This is a genomic window from Streptomyces cellostaticus (assembly GCF_001513965.1).
Lineage (GTDB): Bacteria > Actinomycetota > Actinomycetes > Streptomycetales > Streptomycetaceae > Streptomyces > Streptomyces cellostaticus.
In genome coordinates this window covers 84734-101467 of the sequence record NZ_KQ948015.1, presented here as the reverse complement: position 1 = coordinate 101467, position 16734 = coordinate 84734, and the positions used below count along the sequence as shown (strand labels likewise).

Annotated in this window: 12 protein-coding genes, 2 pseudogenes and 1 riboswitch; of the genes and pseudogenes, 6 read left to right on the top strand and 8 right to left on the bottom strand. The window is 70.3% G+C overall.

The features are described 5' to 3' along the window. Nucleotides 1-35: 35 nt before the first annotated feature. The 3 genes from AQI88_RS00410 to aceA form a co-directional block, all read right to left on the bottom strand. A complete protein-coding gene (locus AQI88_RS00410; RefSeq protein WP_066989885.1) occupies nucleotides 36-905 on the bottom strand; it encodes a 3-hydroxybutyryl-CoA dehydrogenase in 870 nt (289 codons plus the stop codon). Beyond that, the gene (gene aceB, locus AQI88_RS00405) at nucleotides 902-2497 is read right to left on the bottom strand and encodes a malate synthase A (protein WP_066989882.1); all 1596 of its coding nucleotides are present in this window, start codon (nucleotides 2495-2497) and stop codon (nucleotides 902-904) included. The genes AQI88_RS00410 and aceB overlap by 4 nt, the downstream gene beginning before the upstream one ends. 100 nt (nucleotides 2498-2597) lie before the next feature. Next, nucleotides 2598-3881, bottom strand: coding sequence for an isocitrate lyase (aceA, locus tag AQI88_RS00400; RefSeq protein ID WP_066989879.1), 1284 nt, complete (start codon nucleotides 3879-3881; stop codon nucleotides 2598-2600). Between the two features lie 381 nt (nucleotides 3882-4262). Between aceA and AQI88_RS00395 the strand changes: the two genes are divergently transcribed. Then, on the top strand, nucleotides 4263-5672 hold the full coding sequence (locus AQI88_RS00395) for a short-chain fatty acyl-CoA regulator family protein (protein ID WP_066989876.1): 1410 nt from the start codon (nucleotides 4263-4265) through the stop codon (nucleotides 5670-5672). Nucleotides 5673-5946: 274 nt separating this feature from the next. Here AQI88_RS00395 and AQI88_RS00390 read toward each other — a convergent pair whose 3' ends face one another. Beyond that, complete coding sequence (locus AQI88_RS00390; protein WP_066989873.1) at nucleotides 5947-6657, bottom strand: SDR family NAD(P)-dependent oxidoreductase; 711 nt, start codon at nucleotides 6655-6657, stop codon at nucleotides 5947-5949. 126 nt (nucleotides 6658-6783) lie between these two features. Here AQI88_RS00390 and AQI88_RS00385 point away from each other — a divergent pair, with 126 nt between their 5' ends. Further along, nucleotides 6784-7326, top strand: coding sequence for a multicopper oxidase domain-containing protein (locus AQI88_RS00385; RefSeq protein WP_244183998.1), 543 nt, complete (start codon nucleotides 6784-6786; stop codon nucleotides 7324-7326). Between the two features lie 46 nt (nucleotides 7327-7372). Here AQI88_RS00385 and AQI88_RS47340 read toward each other — a convergent pair. Both AQI88_RS47340 and AQI88_RS00375 read right to left on the bottom strand, forming a co-directional pair. After that, nucleotides 7373-7960: pseudogene (locus AQI88_RS47340) on the bottom strand (class I SAM-dependent methyltransferase); the annotation flags it as partial. A 149-nt stretch (nucleotides 7961-8109) separates the two neighbouring features. After that, nucleotides 8110-8490, bottom strand: coding sequence for a PepSY domain-containing protein (locus AQI88_RS00375; RefSeq protein ID WP_066989867.1), 381 nt, complete (start codon nucleotides 8488-8490; stop codon nucleotides 8110-8112). Between the two features lie 60 nt (nucleotides 8491-8550). After that, a riboswitch (M-box (ykoK) riboswitch) is annotated at nucleotides 8551-8724 on the top strand. Between the two features lie 307 nt (nucleotides 8725-9031). Between AQI88_RS00375 and AQI88_RS00370 the strand changes: the two genes are divergently transcribed. The 3 genes from AQI88_RS00370 (at nucleotide 9032) to AQI88_RS00360 (ending at nucleotide 12820) form a co-directional block, all read left to right on the top strand. Then, entirely contained in the window at nucleotides 9032-10399 is a 1368-nt protein-coding gene (locus tag AQI88_RS00370; protein ID WP_066991499.1) for a magnesium transporter MgtE N-terminal domain-containing protein, read from the top strand. Continuing rightward, nucleotides 10396-11682, top strand: coding sequence for an NRAMP family divalent metal transporter (locus AQI88_RS00365; RefSeq protein ID WP_244183997.1), 1287 nt, complete (start codon nucleotides 10396-10398; stop codon nucleotides 11680-11682). The genes AQI88_RS00370 and AQI88_RS00365 overlap by 4 nt, the downstream gene beginning before the upstream one ends. A gap of 118 nt (nucleotides 11683-11800) precedes the next feature. Next, nucleotides 11801-12820: a cytochrome c oxidase assembly protein gene (locus AQI88_RS00360; RefSeq protein WP_066989864.1), complete on the top strand. Its 1020-nt coding sequence runs from the start codon at nucleotides 11801-11803 to the stop codon at nucleotides 12818-12820. Nucleotides 12821-12853: 33 nt separating this feature from the next. Here the strand turns inward: AQI88_RS00360 and AQI88_RS00355 are convergent, their stop codons facing one another. Continuing rightward, on the bottom strand, nucleotides 12854-14503 hold the full coding sequence (locus AQI88_RS00355) for an allantoin permease (RefSeq protein ID WP_066989861.1): 1650 nt from the start codon (nucleotides 14501-14503) through the stop codon (nucleotides 12854-12856). Between the two features lie 307 nt (nucleotides 14504-14810). Then, nucleotides 14811-16028 carry a PP2C family protein-serine/threonine phosphatase gene (locus AQI88_RS00350; protein ID WP_244183996.1) on the bottom strand — a complete coding sequence of 406 codons (1218 nt, stop codon included), beginning with the start codon at nucleotides 16026-16028 and terminating at the stop codon, nucleotides 14811-14813. A 310-nt stretch (nucleotides 16029-16338) separates the two neighbouring features. Between AQI88_RS00350 and AQI88_RS00345 the strand changes: the two are divergent. Continuing rightward, nucleotides 16339-16734: pseudogene (locus tag AQI88_RS00345) on the top strand (hypothetical protein); the annotation flags it as partial.

The following is a 16734-nucleotide window of genomic DNA, read 5'->3' as shown; positions in this document are numbered from 1 at the left end:
GGTGCGGGCCCCTCAGCCCGCGCACAACCAGGCCCTCAGTCCTGGTCGTAGGTGTGGAACCCCCGTCCGGCCTTCCGGCCGAGCAGTCCCGCCTCCACCATCCGCTGGAGCAGCGTCGGCGGGGCGTAGACGGGCTCACGGAACTCGTCGTAGAGCGACTCGGCGATCGAGGCGACGGTGTCCAGGCCGATCAGATCCGCGAGCTTCAGCGGGCCCATCGGGTGGGCACAACCCGACTCCATGCCCGTGTCGATGTCCGCGGCGGTGGCGAAACCGGATTCCGCCATCCGGACCGCGGACAGCAGGTAGGGGATGAGCAGGGCGTTGACGACGAAGCCGGCCCGGTCCTGGGAGCGGATCACGGTCTTGCCGAGGATGCGGACCGCGAAGTCCTCGACGGCGGCGACGGTCGCGGCCGAGGTGTGCAGAGAGGTCACGACCTCCACCAGCGGCAGGACGGGGACGGGGTTGAAGAAGTGCAGGCCCACGACCCGGTCCGCGCGGCCGGTCGCCATGCCCAGTCGCATGATCGGCAGGGACGAGGTGTTGGAGGCCAGCACGGCTTCCGGATCCTCGACGATCTTGTCGAGGGCGGCGAACACCTCGGTCTTGACGTCCGGGTTCTCCACGACGGCCTCGACCACCAGCTGCCGGTCGGCGAGGCCGTCGAGGCTGCCGCTGAAGGCCATCCGGGCAAGGGCGTCCCGGGCGCCGTCGTTCGTCACCTTGCCACGCCGCACGGCACGGTCGAGCGAGGCCGCAACCCGGTCACGGGCGGCGCGGGCCGCCACCGCGTCCGCTTCGCACACCACCGTGTCGAGCCCGGCCCGGGCGCAGACTTCGGCGATACCGGCGCCCATCTGACCGCCGCCGACCACACCGACGCGCCGGATGTCCCCGCTCATGCTCCGACCTCCGTTCGGCGCACGAGGTGCCGGCTGTAGGCGTCCGGCGTGAAGAACAGGGGCAGCTCGCCGGTGAGCGCGGTCCGTTCGAACAGGGCGCGAATGTCCTCGACGGGCGCGTAGGGGTACTCGGCGCCCAGGGCGGCGATCTCGTCGTCGAGCAGTCCGACCACGGTTTCCCGATCGATCACCCGGTGCCGCAGCCACTGCCCGATCTGCACGCGGGCGATCTCGGCTGTGGCCGCATCTTCCCTCAGGCCGTACAGCGCGACCGCACCCTGACCGCGCAGCCAGGCGGCGAAGTAGCGCAGGGCGACGGCGATGTTGGTGCGCACGCCCTCCGGCGTGGGCGGACCGCTGATCCGGCGCACCGACAGGAGGTCGGAGTGGGTCACCTCCACGTCGTCGCGGGTGCGGTCGAGCTGGTGGGGGCGGTCGGCGAGTACGCCGTCGAAGACCTCGCGGCAGACGGGGACGAGCGCGGGGTGGGCGACCCAGGATCCGTCGAAGCCGTCCTCGGCCTCGCGCTCCTTGTCCAGCCGGACCTTGGCGAGGGCGGCCTCGTCCGCGGCCGGGTCCTTGCCCGGCACGTGGGCGGCCATGCCGCCGATGGCGTGAGCGCCGCGCTTGTGGCAGGTCCGCACAAGCAGCTCGGTGTAGGCCCTCAGGAACGGGGCCGTCATGGTCACCTTCGCCCGGTCCGGAAGGAGGAAGTCGCTGCGGTGGCCGAAGGTCTTGATGAGGCTGAACAGGTAGTCCCAGCGGCCCGCGTTGAGGCCGCAGCTGTGCTCGCGCAGCTCGTAGAGGATCTCCTCCATCTCGAACGCGGCGGTGATCGTCTCGATGAGGACGGTGGCGCGGATCGTGCCCGAGGGGATGCCGAGCAGTTCCTGGGCCAGCAGGAACACGTCGTTCCAGAGACGGGCCTCGTAGCGGTTCTCCAGCTTGGGGAGGTAGAAGTACGGGCCGAGTCCGGCGTCGATCTGGTGCTGGGCGCAGTGGAAGAAGTACAGGCCGAAGTCGACGAGCGAGGCGGGCACAGGGCGGCCGTCGTATTCCAGGTGCTCCTCGTCCAGGTGCCAGCCGCGCGGCCGGACCATGATGGTGGCGAGCTGTTCGCCGAGCCGGTACTCCTTGCCTTCGGGTGTGGTGAAGTCGATCCGGCGCTCGATGGCGTCGAGCAGGTTGAGCTGGCCGCCGATGACGTTCTCCCACAGGGGTGCGGTGGCGTCCTCGAAGTCGGCCATCCACACCTTCGCGCCGGAGTTCAGCGCGTTGACGGTCATACGGCGGTCGGGCGGTCCGGTGATCTCCACGCGCCTGTCGCTCAGGCCCGGCGCGAGCGGGGCGATGCGCCAGGAGGGGTCGGCGCGGACGGCGGACGTGACCATGGGGAAGTCGAGCGGAGAGCCCGACGCCAGTCGCAGCGCCTGCCGTCGGCGTTCCTTGAGGAGTTCCTGGCGGCGCTTGCCGAATGCGGCGGCGAGCCGGCCGAGGAAATCGAGGGCTGCGGGGGTGAGGACCTCGTCGTGGCGGTGGCCGGAAGGTGCGAGGACACGGACGTCGTGGGTGAGTGCGGTGGTGGTGGACATCGGGCTCTCCTGAGGGATGGGAGCGGAGGGGGACGGAGACGGTCGTCCGCCCTCCGCTCGGCCGAGGGCCGGCCGGCCGCGGGGAGTGTGGCCTGGCGGCCTAGTGGAACTGCTCTTCCTCCGTGGAGCCGGCCAGGGCGGTGGTGGAGGAGGCGGGGTTGACGGCGGTGGAGACGAGGTCGAAGTAGCCGGTGCCGACCTCGCGCTGGTGCCTGACGGCGGTGAAGCCGTGCTCCTGGGCGGCGAACTCCCGTTCCTGCAGGTCGACATAGGCGGTCATGCCGTGCTCGGCGTAGCCGCGCGCGAGGTCGAACATGCCGTGGTTGAGGGAGTGGAAGCCGGCCAGCGTGATGAACTGGAAGCGGTAGCCCATCGCGCCCAGTTCCCGCTGGAACTTGGCGATCTGGTCGTCGTCCAGGGCGGCCCTCCAGTTGAAGGAGGGGGAGCAGTTGTAGGCGAGCATCTGGTCCGGGTACCGCGCGTGGATCGCCTCGGCGAACTCCCGTGCCTGGGCGAGGTCCGGGGTGCCGGTCTCGACCCAGATCAGATCGGCGTATGGGGCGTAGGCCAGCCCTCGGGCGATGACGGGGGCCATGCCGTTGCGGACGCGGTAGAAGCCCTCGGCCGTGCGCTCGCCGGTGACGAACTCGGCGTCGCGCTCGTCGATGTCGCTGGTGAGCAGGTTGGCGGCTAGGGCGTCGGTGCGGGCGATGATGACAGTGGGCACGTCGGCGATGTCGGCCGCGAGGCGGGCCGCGTTCAGGGTGCGGATGTGCTGGGAGGTCGGCACCAGGACCTTGCCGCCGAGGTGACCGCACTTCTTCTCCGAGGCGAGCTGGTCCTCGTAGTGGATGCCGGCGGCGCCGGCCGCGATCATCGCCTTGGTCAGCTCGAAGGCGTTGAGCGGACCGCCGAACCCGGCCTCCGCGTCGGCGACGATCGGCGCGAGCCAGTCGGTGGTGTCGCCGTCGTTCTCGGCGGTGGCGATCTGGTCGGCGCGCGGCAGCGCGTTGTTGATCCGTCGGACCACCTGGGGTACGGAGTTGGCGGGGTAGAGGCTCTGGTCGGGGTAGGTGTGGCCGGCCTGGTTGGCGTCGGCGGCGACCTGCCAGCCGGACAGGTAGATGGCCTGGAGGCCGGCCCTGACCTGCTGGACGGCCTGCCCGCCGGTGAGGGCGCCGAGCGCGTGGACGTAGTCCTGCTCGTGCAGTTGGCGCCACAGCCGCTCGGCGCCGCGCCAGGCCAGGGTGTGCTCTTCACGGACGCTGCCGGAGAGCCGTACGACGTCGTCGGCGCTGTAGGTGCGGTCGATGCCCTGCCAGCGCGGGTCGGTGGCCCAGCGCTGCGCGAGTTCATCGGCCGCCTGCGTCCTTGCTCCTGCCATGCCTGTCACGTCTCCTCGGTCTGTGCCGGCTGCCAATCCCGCCGCCCAATGAAGCAGGATTGGCACTGCGTGTCGTTGTACGGGATGCGGCCCGCCGTCACCCTGGAGGGCGAAGCTGAGCAATGCTGCCGATACAGGCCGCCACCGCTGCCGGGATCTCCGACGTCAGGGCAGAAATCGTGCCCCGGTTCCGGACTGTTCCTGCCGGTGTCCGGCGGGCCGCACTACGACTTTGGCACTGGCACCGAGTGCCATCAATGGTGGATCGATGCCAACTTCTGCGAATCTTCGCGCCGGTTTTTGCCAACCTTGCGAAGGTTGCAGCCGGGGGTCGGTCCCGTACGCTGACGGGATCGGGTCCCGGGTGTGGAGGAGCGGTCGGTGAGCAAGACGTACGCGGGCGCGCGACTGCGACGGCTGCGTGAGGAACGCCGGATGAGCCAGGCCGAACTCGCCCGTGTACTGGAGATCTCGCCGAGCTATCTGAACCAGATGGAGCACGACTCCCGTCCGCTCACCGTGCCGGTCCTGCTGCGGCTGACCGAGGCGTTCGGCGTCGACCCGGGTTTCTTCTCCGAGCGTGACACGGCTCGGCTGTTGGCCGACCTGCGCGAGGCGCTCGCCGGGGAGATGGCCGAGGGCGGCGTCACGGCCGCCGACCTCGGTGATCTCGCTGCCCGTCTGCCTGCCGTCGCTCAGGTCCTGCTCGACCTCGGTCGCCGCAATCAGCGGCTGTCCGAGCGTCTGGCCGGGGTGACGGACGGCCGGGACGGCGACCGGGGAGCTGCGTCCTCACCCCACGAGGAGATCCGGGACTTCTTCTACCGCCGGCAGAACTATCTCCACGACAGTGACCTCGCGGCCGAGCGACTGGCTGGGGAGATCGGCATCCGGCCGGGCGAGGTGATCGGGGCACTCACCAGAAGACTCGCCGACGCCCACGGCATCCATCTCGCCGCCGAGCCCGGCGAACGGCTGCACCGCTACGACGGGAGAAGCCGCACCCTCCATCTGTCCCCGAGGTTGCGGCCCGGTCAGCGTGCCTTCCGGATGGCGACCCAGCTGGCCCTGCTGGAACACGGCGAAATCCTCGGCCGGCAGGCCGCCGAGGACTTCGCGCCCGGCTCGGCCTCCCACGCGTTGGCCCGCATCGGCATCGCCAACTACTTCGCCGCCGCGCTGATCCTGCCGTACACCGCGTTCCACACGGCAGCCGAAGAGGCGCGCTACGACATCGAACGCCTCACCGACCACTACAGCCTCGGCTACGAAACCGTCTGCCACAGGCTGAGCACCCTGCAACGCCCCCGGCTGCGCGGGGTGCCGTTCTCCTTCGTCCGTGTGGATCGGGCCGGCAACCTGTCCAAGCGACAGTCGGCGAGTGGCTTCCCGTTCTCCCGGGCCGGCGGTACCTGCCCGCTGTGGAACGTCTACGAGGCGTTCGCCGCCCCTGGCCGCATCCATGTCCAGATCGCCGAAATGCCCGACGGACAGCGCTACTTGTGGACCGCCCGCGCGGTCACCCGGCACCGCGGCGGCTGGGGTGAACCCGGCAGGACCTATGCCATCGGGCTCGGCTGCGAAATCCGTCATGCCCACCGTCTCGTCTACTCCGACGGCCTCGACCTGGCCAACGCCTCCGCCGCGACCCCGATCGGCATGGGCTGCCGGGTCTGCGAACGCCTCGGCTGTTCGCAGCGGGCCGTGCCCCCGCTGGGGCGTTCGCTGCTCATCGATCAGAACAGCAGCACGTTCGTGCCCTATCCGGTCGAGGACGACGGGGCCGCGTGAGCGTGCTGCCTGCGGCTTTTCCAAGAGAGCGCAGTGGGCCGGGCGCCCGTGGACTCTTCTCCTGATGAGTTCCGAGGCGATGGTTGAGGCTCGTTCGACGCTGATTCTGATGACAGGACCTGGTCGGCCCCGAGGTGCCACCGCCGGCCCGCAGGGCGGCCGCGATCATGGTGGTCTCGATGCAGTAGGCGCACTGGGTGGTCAGTGCCACGGCCACGGCCACGGCCCGGGCGTCGCCGCCTGGGGACGGCGCGCGAGTGGGAGGGGGCGCTGGTCAGTTGCGTCCGGCCATGACTCCGCCGTCGATGTCCCAGATGGCGCCGGTGACCCAGTCGGTCCGGCTGGAGAGGAGGAAGGCGACGGTGGCGGCGACGTCGTCGGGGGTGCCGGTGCGGCCGAGGGGGTGGAAGGTGTTGAAGCCGTCGAGTGCGGAGTCGACCTCCGCCTTGGGAATGAACTCCTCGTAGATCGGGGTGCGCACGACGGCCGGGGCGACCGCGTTGACGCGGATGCCGTGCGAGGCGAGTTCCATCGCAAGGTGCTGGGTGAGCGCGTGCAGTCCGGCCTTGGCCATCGAGTACGCCGACGAGGGCGTGGCGGCGACGGCCTGGTGAGCCCACATGGAGCCGATGTTGACGACGGCTCCCTTCGCGCCGCGGTCGATCATGTCGCCGACGATCGTCCGGGTGAGGGGGAAGAAGGCCCGGTTGATGGCGTGGTAGCGGTCGTAGTCCTCGGGCGTGTGCTCCAGGAAGGACTTCGGTGCGAAGACACCGGCCGCGTTGACGAGGAGGGTGGCGTCGGCGTGCTGGTCGTTGAGGACGATGCGCAGGCGGTCGACGGCCACGGGGTCGGCCAGGTCGGCCGCCAGGCCGACGGCCTTGCCGTGGGAGGACAGGGCAGCCGCTGCCTCGTCGGCGCTTGCCTGCGTGCGGCCGGTGACGACGACCTTCTGGCCGGAGAAGTCGAGGGTGGTGCTGGACATGTGGTGCTCCTGTTTCGGTGAGTGACCCGACGGGGGAGGGGGCAGGCGTAGAAGTCGAGGACGAGGTAGGCGTCGATGCGGCTGAGCCGGTCCGAGGAGGGGTCGGGCGGGAGCGCGTGGCCGAGGGTGTCGGCACGGACCTCGCTGATCCACTGGTCGCCGGTGGGCAGCCACGTCACCCTGGTCAACACTGCGGTGCACGGCCGTATGCGCCAGGTCATGCGCTTCCGTGTCGTCCGCAAGGAGAAGGACGTCAGCCACATCCCGGCCCGCCTCTCCCGTTACACAGCCCTGCACCCGGCATCCGCCGTCGCCACCCGCCATTTCGACTTCCGCCGCTCCGACGACGCGTGGACCATCAACGGCCGCCCCTTCAGCAGCTCGGAGGTGATGGCCCGCCCGCGCCTCGGCACCGTCGAACGCTGGCGCTTCACCAGCGACTTCCACCACCCGGTGCATCTGCACTTGGCCCACTTCCAGGTCCTGTCGCGCGGCGGCCGGGCGCCCGAGCCGACGGACGCCGGCTGGAAGGACACGGTCGACGTCCGCCCCTACGAGGTCGTCGACGTGCTGGTCCGCTTCCGCGGCTACCGCGGCCGGTACATGCTGCACTGCCACAACCTGGAACACGAGGACATGGCGATGATGGCCAGCTTCCAGGTGGTGTGATCACCGCACGACACGCCTGCGGCGCTGCTACGTCGCCGCGTCCGTGACCCGGATCTTCGACTGGCCGTGCGGGAGTCGTGCACTCGTCGATCACGTCCAGTGGCGAGTGCGAGAAGACGCTGTGGGCGTGCACCACGGTGAACCAGCGCGAGGGCAGGAAGTCGAGCACCAGGTTCTCGACGAGGGCCAGGTGGGCGAGGCGGGCCTGCAGGCCCCGGCGGACGAGGGTGTGCTGCGCCTCGAGGAGGATGTCCGGTGAGATGTCGATCCCGTAGGAGTGGCCGGGTTCGAGGTGGTCGATGAACCGCCACCCCGCGCGCAGGTTCCCGCAGCCGATCTCCAGCATCCGGTCCTGCGGCCTCAGACCGTGCTCTACGAGGCAGTCGAACTGCAGGCCCAGCAGCGCCAGCCACCGCTCCTCCGAACGGCTTCCGACGGCCCGCTCCGGGCTGCGTGCGGTGTCCGCCTGATGACGGCGCGGTAGTACCCGACGTGGTCGCGGTGGCGCAGGCCCAGCCAGGTGTCCCGAGCAGTCGGCGCAGGGAGAGAGAGGGACCCGTGCGGGGTGCCGCAGGGCGCAGCGGAGCTTGTGTCGCAGGGACGACCGGTTCCTCGTCGGCTCGGGCTTCGGCATCGCTGACTCCGTGATCCACGACAGCCCCCGCCTGGCAGCGTGGCCCGGAGCGAGCGGCACGGCCTGCCCGCGAGGTCGCGCGGTGTGACCAGGCGGGGTGTCCGCCGGAGCGGTCCCCGCCCGGTTTCTGTGATGCCGGTGATCTGCTGTCAGCCCTCGTCGTGGTCGCCGGAGGTGCTGTCGCTGTCGTTCCGCCCGTCGTCAGCCTTGGTGGCCGTGACCTTGCCGGTCTTCGCGTCGACGGTGACCTCGGGGTCCTCGCCCTTGGCATCCGTCAGGTCGACGTGCCAGGCGGCGGTCCAGCCGTGGTCGTCTGTTGCGTTGCTCAGAATGGGCAGGCGGGGACATGTTGACGCTTGGTCGCCTTGGTCGCCTTGGTCGCCTTGGTCGCCTTGGTCGGCGAGCGTAGCGATGTGGCTGACGCGGACGCCGTCGTCGCCTCGCCGGACGTGCTCGAGCGCCGCAACCGCGCCCTGTCCGCCACCGGGGCGGAGCCAGGGACGGTCACGGTCGCGTAGGCACGAGGTCAAGCGCCGGTCATGGGTGGGGAGGGCGGGGTGGCGGGGGCGTATGGTTGACGCGGTTTCGACAGGACACCTCGTTCGGTGAGGCGTCTTCACGGACACAGGCCACTGATCCCACCCGTCGAGAGACGCTCCGGATCAGGACAGGTCTCCCCGGCCCAAGGGGTGACCCCAAGTGGCTTCCCCGTACGTACGGGATACGCCGTGGAGTGCCAAAGCTCTGACGAGTTGGGGTGCGCCGGGCCCAGCTGCCCGGTTGCCCCTTGCCGTTCGGCCGCAGCGTCGCGAGTGTGGCCGGGATCGGGAGGAGGCGGAATTGGACAGCAGTCCGGGTCATAGTCGGCCCCTTTCCGCGTTGTCCTCGCCGTCCTTCCGCGGCCCGGGGCAGCCCGTCTTCTCCCTCCTGCTTACCTGATCCGCCCGGCGGCCGTCATCGGACCGCCCGGAGTTGCGGGGCACTTGTGTGTCGTGCGGCCCTCGGCGGGGGAGACGGCGCTGCCGTGGCCCGCCCGCTGCCCCGTCATGCAGGGGCAAGGGGGTGTTCACCTTGTCCGTCAACACGCTGCTCATGTCCACCTCGGCCCGTCTTCGCGACCGCCGGGGGACCCTGGAGCGCCGCGCCACCGCCTCCAAGGCGGTCCGCACCTCGCTCGTCTCGCTGGCCGGACTGGTCGGCGGACCGGTCACCAACCAGGCCGGCGAGGAGGTCGGCCGTGTCGTCGACGTCGTAGCCCGCCTGTACGGGCCGGATCCGTATCCGCCGGTCACCGGGCTGATCCTGCGCATCGGGCGACGGCGCACGTTCCTGGCCGCGGACGCCATCAGCAAGGTGCACGCCGGGCACGTGCGGCTGCGTACCGCCCGGGTGGACCTGCGCGACTTCGTCCGCCGCCCCGGCGAGGTCCTGCTCGCCCGCGACGTCCTCGACCACCAACTGGTCGACGTCGACGGCGTCCAGGTCACCCGCGCCGCCGACCTCTACCTCGCGCCCCTGGTGGACCGCGTGCTGCTGGTCGGCGTGGACGTATCGCTGCCCACCCTGCTGCGGCGGCTCGGCCCCCGCCGCTGGCAGGCCCGGCCGACCCCGGAGCGGGTGCTGGACTGGCAGGCCGTCGCCCCGTTCGCCGAGCAGGCCACCGACGGACCGCCCGAGGTACGGCTGCGCGCCTCCCGGACCGCCCTGCGACGGCTGCGCCCGGCCGATCTGGCCGACATCCTCGAAGACCTCGGCCGCAGCGAGCGCCAGCAGCTGCTCGGTTGGCTGGAGCCGGAGCAGGCCGCCGACGCGCTGGAGGAGATGGAACCGGCCGAACTCGAGAACCTCCTGCGCGAGGCGGCTCCCGACCACGCGGCCCGGCTGGTCGACGAGATGGAACCGGACGAGGCCACCGACGCCCTGCGCGACCTGACCCCCGAGGAGCGCGAGAACCTGCTGCGCCGTATGCCGACCGGCGAGGCGGCGGAACTGCGCCGGCTGCTGACCCACCGGGAGGGCACCGCGGGCGGCGCGATGACCACCCTGCTGGTCACCGCCCACGGGGACGAGACCGTCGCCCAAGTACGGGCCCGGCTGGCCGAACAGGCCGAGCACCGCACCGAGATCGACGCCGTCGCCGTCGTGGACGACCACGACCGGCTGCTGTGCGACATCGCACTGTTCGACCTGGCGGTGGCCGAGGACACGTCGCCCGTGGCCGATCTGCTCGTCTGGCTGGCCCAGTTCGGCCCGCCCGTCACCGTCCACGCCGACACCCCGCTGGCCGAGGCGGCCGATCAGTTGGTGGCCGCCCGCGCCTCCTCGCTGCTGGTGGTCGACGACGGGGACCGCCCGATCGGCCGGATCCTGGCCGACGACCTGCTCGACGCCATGCTGCCCGAGCGCGGGCGCCTGCACTTCCGGAGGTTCCTGCAGTGACCCACGACCTGGACACCGTCACCGCCCCGACAGCGGCACCGGCGCGCCGTACCGGCTGGCGGCGCCTCACCATGGTCGCGGCGATCGCGGGCCCCGGCCTGGTCGCCGCGAACGCGGGCAACGACGCCGCCGGCATCGCCACCTACGCCTCGGCCGGCTCCCAGTTCACCTACGGAACCCTTTTCTTCATGGTCCTGGTCACCCTCGCCCTGGTGATGGTGCAGGAGATGGCCGTCCGCCTCGGGGCCCACACCGGCAAGGGCCTCGGCGCGCTGATCCGTGAGCAGTTCAGCCTGCGCCTGACCGCCCTCGCCGTGTTCTGCCTGCTGCTGGCCAACACGGGCCTGGTGGTGAGCGAGTTCGCGGGCATCGGCGCCGCCTTCGAACTCCTCGGCGTACCCAAGTGGGCGGTCATCCCGCCCGCTGCGATCCTGCTCTGGGCGCTGGTGCTGTTCGGCTCCTACCACTGGGCCGAACGCATCTTCCTCATCATGTCGCTGGCGTTCTTCGCCTACCCCATCGCGATGATCCTCGGCCACCCGCACTGGGGCGCCGTCGGCCACCACCTGGTCGTCCCGCACGTCGAGCCGAGCAAGGACTTCATCCTGCTGGCGGTCGCTCTGATCGGTACGACGGTCAGCCCGTACATGCAGTTCTACGCGGCCGCAGGCGTCGTGGACCGGGGTGCCAAGCCCGCCGACTACCCCCTCATCCGTGCTGACGCCGTCCTCGGCGCGGTCTTCGCCTGTGTCATCAGCCTGACCATCATCATCGCCACCGCCTCTGCGATCGGCGGCACCGGCCCGCTGAACTCCGCCGCCCAGGCGGCCGAGGCGCTCAAGCCGGTCGCCGGGCAGAACGCCGAGCTGTTGTTCGCGCTCGGCCTGATCGGCGCCTCCGCCCTGGCCGGAGCCGTCGTCCCGCTCTCCGCCAGCTACGCCATAGGAGAGGCCGCCGGCGTGGAACGCTCCGTCTCCCGCAGCTTCCGCGACGCCCCGCTGTTCCTGGGCCTGTTCACCGCCCAGATCGTGCTGGGCGCCACGGTGGCGATGACCCCGGTCGATGTCATCCAGCTGCTGATCGGCACCCAGGTCCTTCAGGGCCTGATCAGCCCGATCGTGCTGGTCTACCTGCTGGTGCTGACCAACCGCCGCTCCGTCCTCGGCGAGGCCGCCAACGGGCCGCGCTACCGCATCGCCGCGACCGCCGTGGTCGTCGGCGTCGCCGCCATGTCCACCATCCTGCTCGTCCAGACGGTGCTCGGCTGGTTCGGCCTGGCGTGACCTCGCTACCCGGCGCATCGCGAGACCCCCTGTCCCATCCCGGGGCGCTGGGGGACTACCGTCCCGCTGCGGAGTGGAGGCGACTCGTCCCCATAAGACCCGAAGGAGGGCAATCCGCATGCTTGGTTACGCGGTGACCGATCAATCGGCAGGCCAACTCGCGGAACTGACCGCCGGCCGTCTGCTGTCCTCGTGGCAACTGGACCTCCCCGCGCTGCTGCTGGTCGTGGTCCTGGGCGTGCTCTACGGCTGGGGCGTGGCCCGGCTGCTCGGGCGCGGCGAGCCCTGGCCGCCCGCCCGTGCAGCCGCCTTCGTGCTGATCGGGCTCGGGGGCCTGGTGACGGCCACGATGTCCGGGCTCGCCGTGTATGACCACGTGCTGTTCTGGCCGGCCGCCGTGCAGAACATCCTGCTCGATCTGGTCGCGCCCCTGGGCCTGGCCCTCGGCGATCCGCTGCGCCTGGCCGTCGAAGCGCTGCCGGAGAGGGCCGCGGGGCGGGTCCGGCGGGTGATGACGGGCCGGTTGGTACGTACGCTGACGTTCCCGCTGGTAAGTACGGCCCTGGTGCTGGGCACCGAGCTGACGGTCTACTTCACGCCGTACTTCGCCACTGCCCTGCGCGTGGGCTGGCTGCACGAGCTGATGTACCTGCACCTGCTGGCGGCCGGCTGCCTGGTCGTCGTACCGGTGCTGACGCACGAAGAGGCGCTGCCGTCCTGGTGCACGCATCCGGTGCGGGCGGCGCTGGTCTTCCTGGACGGCATCGTCGATGCGGTCCCGGGCGTGGTCGTCATGACGCACGGCACGCTGATCGCGGGTGCCTGGTATCTGCACCATGCCCCGTCCTGGTCGCCGGACGTTCAGCACGACCAGCAGATCGGCGGCGGCGCGATGCTCAGCATCGCCGAACTGGTCGCGCTGCCCTTCCTGCTGGCGATCCTGTTCCAGTGGGCGCGCGCCGATCGGGCCCAGACCGCGGTGCTGGACCGCCGCCTGGACGCGGAACTCGCCGTCGTCCCCGCCCCGCCCGCGGCGGACCACGGCCCGGCACCGTCCCCCGAACGGGTACGCCCCTGGTGGGAGACGGAACAGAACGACGTGGCCGCCAGGATCCGACGCCAGCGAGGGGACGACTGACCCGCAGCGCTCCGCTTCGAAGCAGGGTGTGCGTTAGGCCGCGGACGGCAGCACGTGGTCGCCGGCCTTGTCCGTGCTCAGACACAGGGAACACACCACCGCGTCGTGGGTGGCGCAGGCGGTCAGGTCCGGGCGCTCGTACGGCTGGTGGCAGACGTGGCAGTCGAGGGTGAGTGCGCTCGGGTTGCCGTCCGCGTCCAGCAGGGGCTCGTCGATGCCGTCGTGGATGCGGCGGAGGTAGTACTTGCCCTTGGTGACGATCGCCATCAGCGGGGTCAGGACGAAGGCGATCACGGCCGCGGCGACGGGGGAGTACGGCTGGAGAGTATCGCCCAGCAGATGGAAGTACATGGCGATGGACAGCCCGGAGGCGGCCATGAAGGACACGACACCGACCGGGTTGACTGCGTGGAGCATGCCCCGGCGGAACTCCGGCTGGAGCGGGGAGAGCTTCAGCAGGTATTTGTTGATCCCGATGTCGGTGGCGACGGTGACCACCCAGGCGATGGCGCAGTTCGAGTAGAAGCCCAGGATGCTGTTGAGGAAACTGAACATGTCGGCTTCCATCAGGGCGAGCGCGAAGCCCAGGTTGACCAGGACGAAGACCATGCGGCCCGGGTAGTGCTTGGTGACGCGGGTGAAGGAGTTCGTCCACGCCAGTGAACCGGAGTACGCGTTCGTCACGTTGATCTTGATCTGGCTGATCACGACGAGCGCCACGGCCAGCGGGACGACCATCCAGGACGGCATCATCGCATCGAAGGCACCGCGGAACTGCTGGATCGGCTCGGTCGCGGCGGCCGGGCCGACCTTGGCGAGGATGTAGACGGCGAGGAAGACGCCGATGGCCTGCTTCAGCGCGCCGAGCACCACCCAGCCGGGACCGGCCATGACCACGGCGGTCCACCACGTGCGCTTGTTGGCCTCGGTCTTGGGCGGCATGAAGCGCAGGTAGTCGATCTGCTCGCCGATCTGCGCGATCAACGACAGACACACGCCTGCACCCAGCAACACGGACGCGGTGTTGACGGCGCCGTCGCCGTCCGTGCCGGTGTAGGCGAGGAAGCGGTCGACCGTGCCGGGGTCGGTGGCGACGAGGTAGACCAGTGGGCCGACCATCAGCAGCAGCCAGACCGGGGTCGTCCACACCTGGAGCTTGCTCAGTGCCTTCATGCCGTAGATCACCAGCGGGATGACCATGAAGGTGGAGACCAGGTAGCCCAGCCACAGCGGCAGTCCGAGGCCGAGCTTGAGGCCCTGGGCCATGATCGAGCCTTCGAGGGCGAAGAAGATGAAGGTGAAGCTGGCGAAGATGACGCTGGTCAATACCGAGCCGTAGTAGCCGAAGCCGGAGCCGCGGGTGATCAGGTCGAGGTCGATGTTGTAGCGGGCGCCGTAGTAGGCGAGAGGAAAGCCGGTGATGAAGATGACGACGGCGGCCACGGCGATGGCGACCAGCGCGTTGCCCGTGCCGTGCGCCAGGCCGATGCCGGCGCCGATGGAGAAGTCGGCCATGTAGGCGATGCCGCCGAGCGCGGTGGTCGCCACGACCATGGGGGTCCAGCGGCGGTAACTGCGGGGAGCGAAACGGAGGGTGTAGTCCTCCAGCGTCTCCCTGACCGCCTGGTCCTCGGCGGCTTTCGTCGTGCTTGTCGTTGTCAGCTGTGACTCGGTGGTGCTCATGTCGCGCCTCCCGATGTGCCGGTGCGGGTGCTTCGATGAAGGGAAGAGCCCCGCTTGGCGTCATCGGCAGGACGGGGAAGCCGACGGACCGTCATGAGTCGCGTGCGGCCGTGTATACGACTCTGATCCCACGGCCGGTCACGCTAGAAAGCCGTTGTTACCGTCGGTCCCCGCTGTCGTGAACGCGTTGTTTCCGAGAACTCACCTGCTGCCTCAGGGTCTTGGCTCAGTGAGGGTGGGGCGACACCACCTGGAAGAGGCGGGGCTCGAAGACTGCGCGTGAGCGCAGGAGAGGCTCGGCGCCGCGTCACCGGCCCTGCGGGCGCCATTCGAAGAGCAGGATGGTCGCGTCGTCCCGCAGCTGGTTGCGCTGGTGGTCGAGGATGGCGTGGAGGAGCAACCGCAGCACCTCGGCCGGGCGTTGGCCGGCGGCGGAGGAGCGGATGATGAAGTCAGTGAACCGGTCGAGGCCGAACTCCACTCCGTCCGCATCGCGTGCCTCCACGACGCCGTCGGTGTAGAGCAGGACGTGGTCGCCCGGTTTCAGTGTCGTCTCGTGGACCTGCCGGGCTGCCGGGGCGAGTTCGCCCGCCAGGCCGATCGGGGGCTCCGGGGGGCTGTCGAGCGCCCCGTCGAGCACCCGCTCGGCACGGATCAGCAGCGGCGGAGGGTGACCGCAGTTGACCCAGTGCAGCACGCCGGTGACCGCATCGAGCCGGCACAGCACGCCGGTACAGAAATGGTCGGGCAGCCACTGGGTGAGCGCCTGGTCGACGGAGCCGACGACGTCGGCCAGGTCGCCACCGCCGCGGCGGGTGTTCCGTGCCGCCGCCATGGCGACCGACGTGGTCAGGCCGGCGGTCAGATCGTGACCCATGGAGTCGAGGATCATGGTGTGCAGCACGTTCTTGACCACCGAGTGGTCGAAGGCGTCGCCGGCGATGTCGTACGCCGGTTCCAGGACCGCGGTCGAGACACACTTGCTGCTGCCGATGGTGTGGGGTGGCAGGAAAGCCCGCAGCATCTCGGCGGGCAACCGCATGGCCGTAGTGCGGGTGCGGGCGGCGAGCCAGTCGCTGTAGGCACGCTTGGAGGTGATCAGCATGGCGAACAGATGGGCCAGCATCCTGCTGCGGCGCATCCGTACCCCGTCGAGCGAGGCGGTCCCCACCGCCAGCACGCCCAGCCGCTCCGCACCGTCGACCAGAGGCATCCAGACCATCACGCCGTCGTCGGCGTCGACCACCCGCGGGGAGACGGTGCGGTACGCCCAGCCGGCCGACGAGTCTGCCACCGGCAGCGGCGCCAAGGCCTCGTCGAGGGGGATCAGCAGCCGTTGTTGCAGGTCGACGAGGTAGATCAGCACGGTGTCCAGGCCGAGAGCCGCAGCGCACCGGTTCGCCAGGGCGGACAGTTCGAACGGCAGCGCCGTCTGCGCCTCTATGATCAGGTCTTCCAGCCGGCTCTCGTCGACGGCAGTGTCGGAACCGGCGGACGCATGCGGTGGGTCAGGCACGGGGATCACCCCTTCCGCGCTCAGTCTCACACCGATCCCGACCCCTCTCACGTCAGGCACGGTCGTGCCGGATGCAGGGGACGTGACCATACACAACCCGGGGGTTCACCCGCCTCGGCACCACCGCCCCGGCGGACCGGGCGGTTCTGGACGGGGGGGTCGGTACGAGATCGGGACGTTGCTGTCATATCCCTGGGGTGGACCTCTCGGCCAAACGGTGGCTAATTATGAGCAGCCCCTCGGCGTCATGGCTCATGACGGTGGTGATGGGGGCGATGTCCAGCGACGGCCATTGAGGGCCAGTGGGGGATTGCGCGCGATGAGCGAAGGCAGACGGGAGCCGGGCGTGCCGCGTCCGGAGGGCGACGCGACGGCAGGCACGCATGCGGAGGCCGCGGATCCGTCCGCGGCCGCCCGCACCGGCGGCGAGCACACGACGGACGGATCCCACGTCGCGGCCGCCGGCCCGGACGGCGGTTTCACCGATCCGGCCCCGGACCCGACCGCCATCACCGTCCAGGGCAGCCGCCCGACCGGTCAGGATTCGTCGCGGGCGATCGGTCCGAAGCAGGATGATCCTCGGGCGATCGGTCCGAAGCAGGATGATCCTCGGGCGATCGGTCCGAAGCAGGATGATCCTCGGGCGATCGGTCCGAAGCAGGATGATCCTCGGGCGATCGGTCCGAAGCAGGATGATCCTCGGGCGATCGGTCCC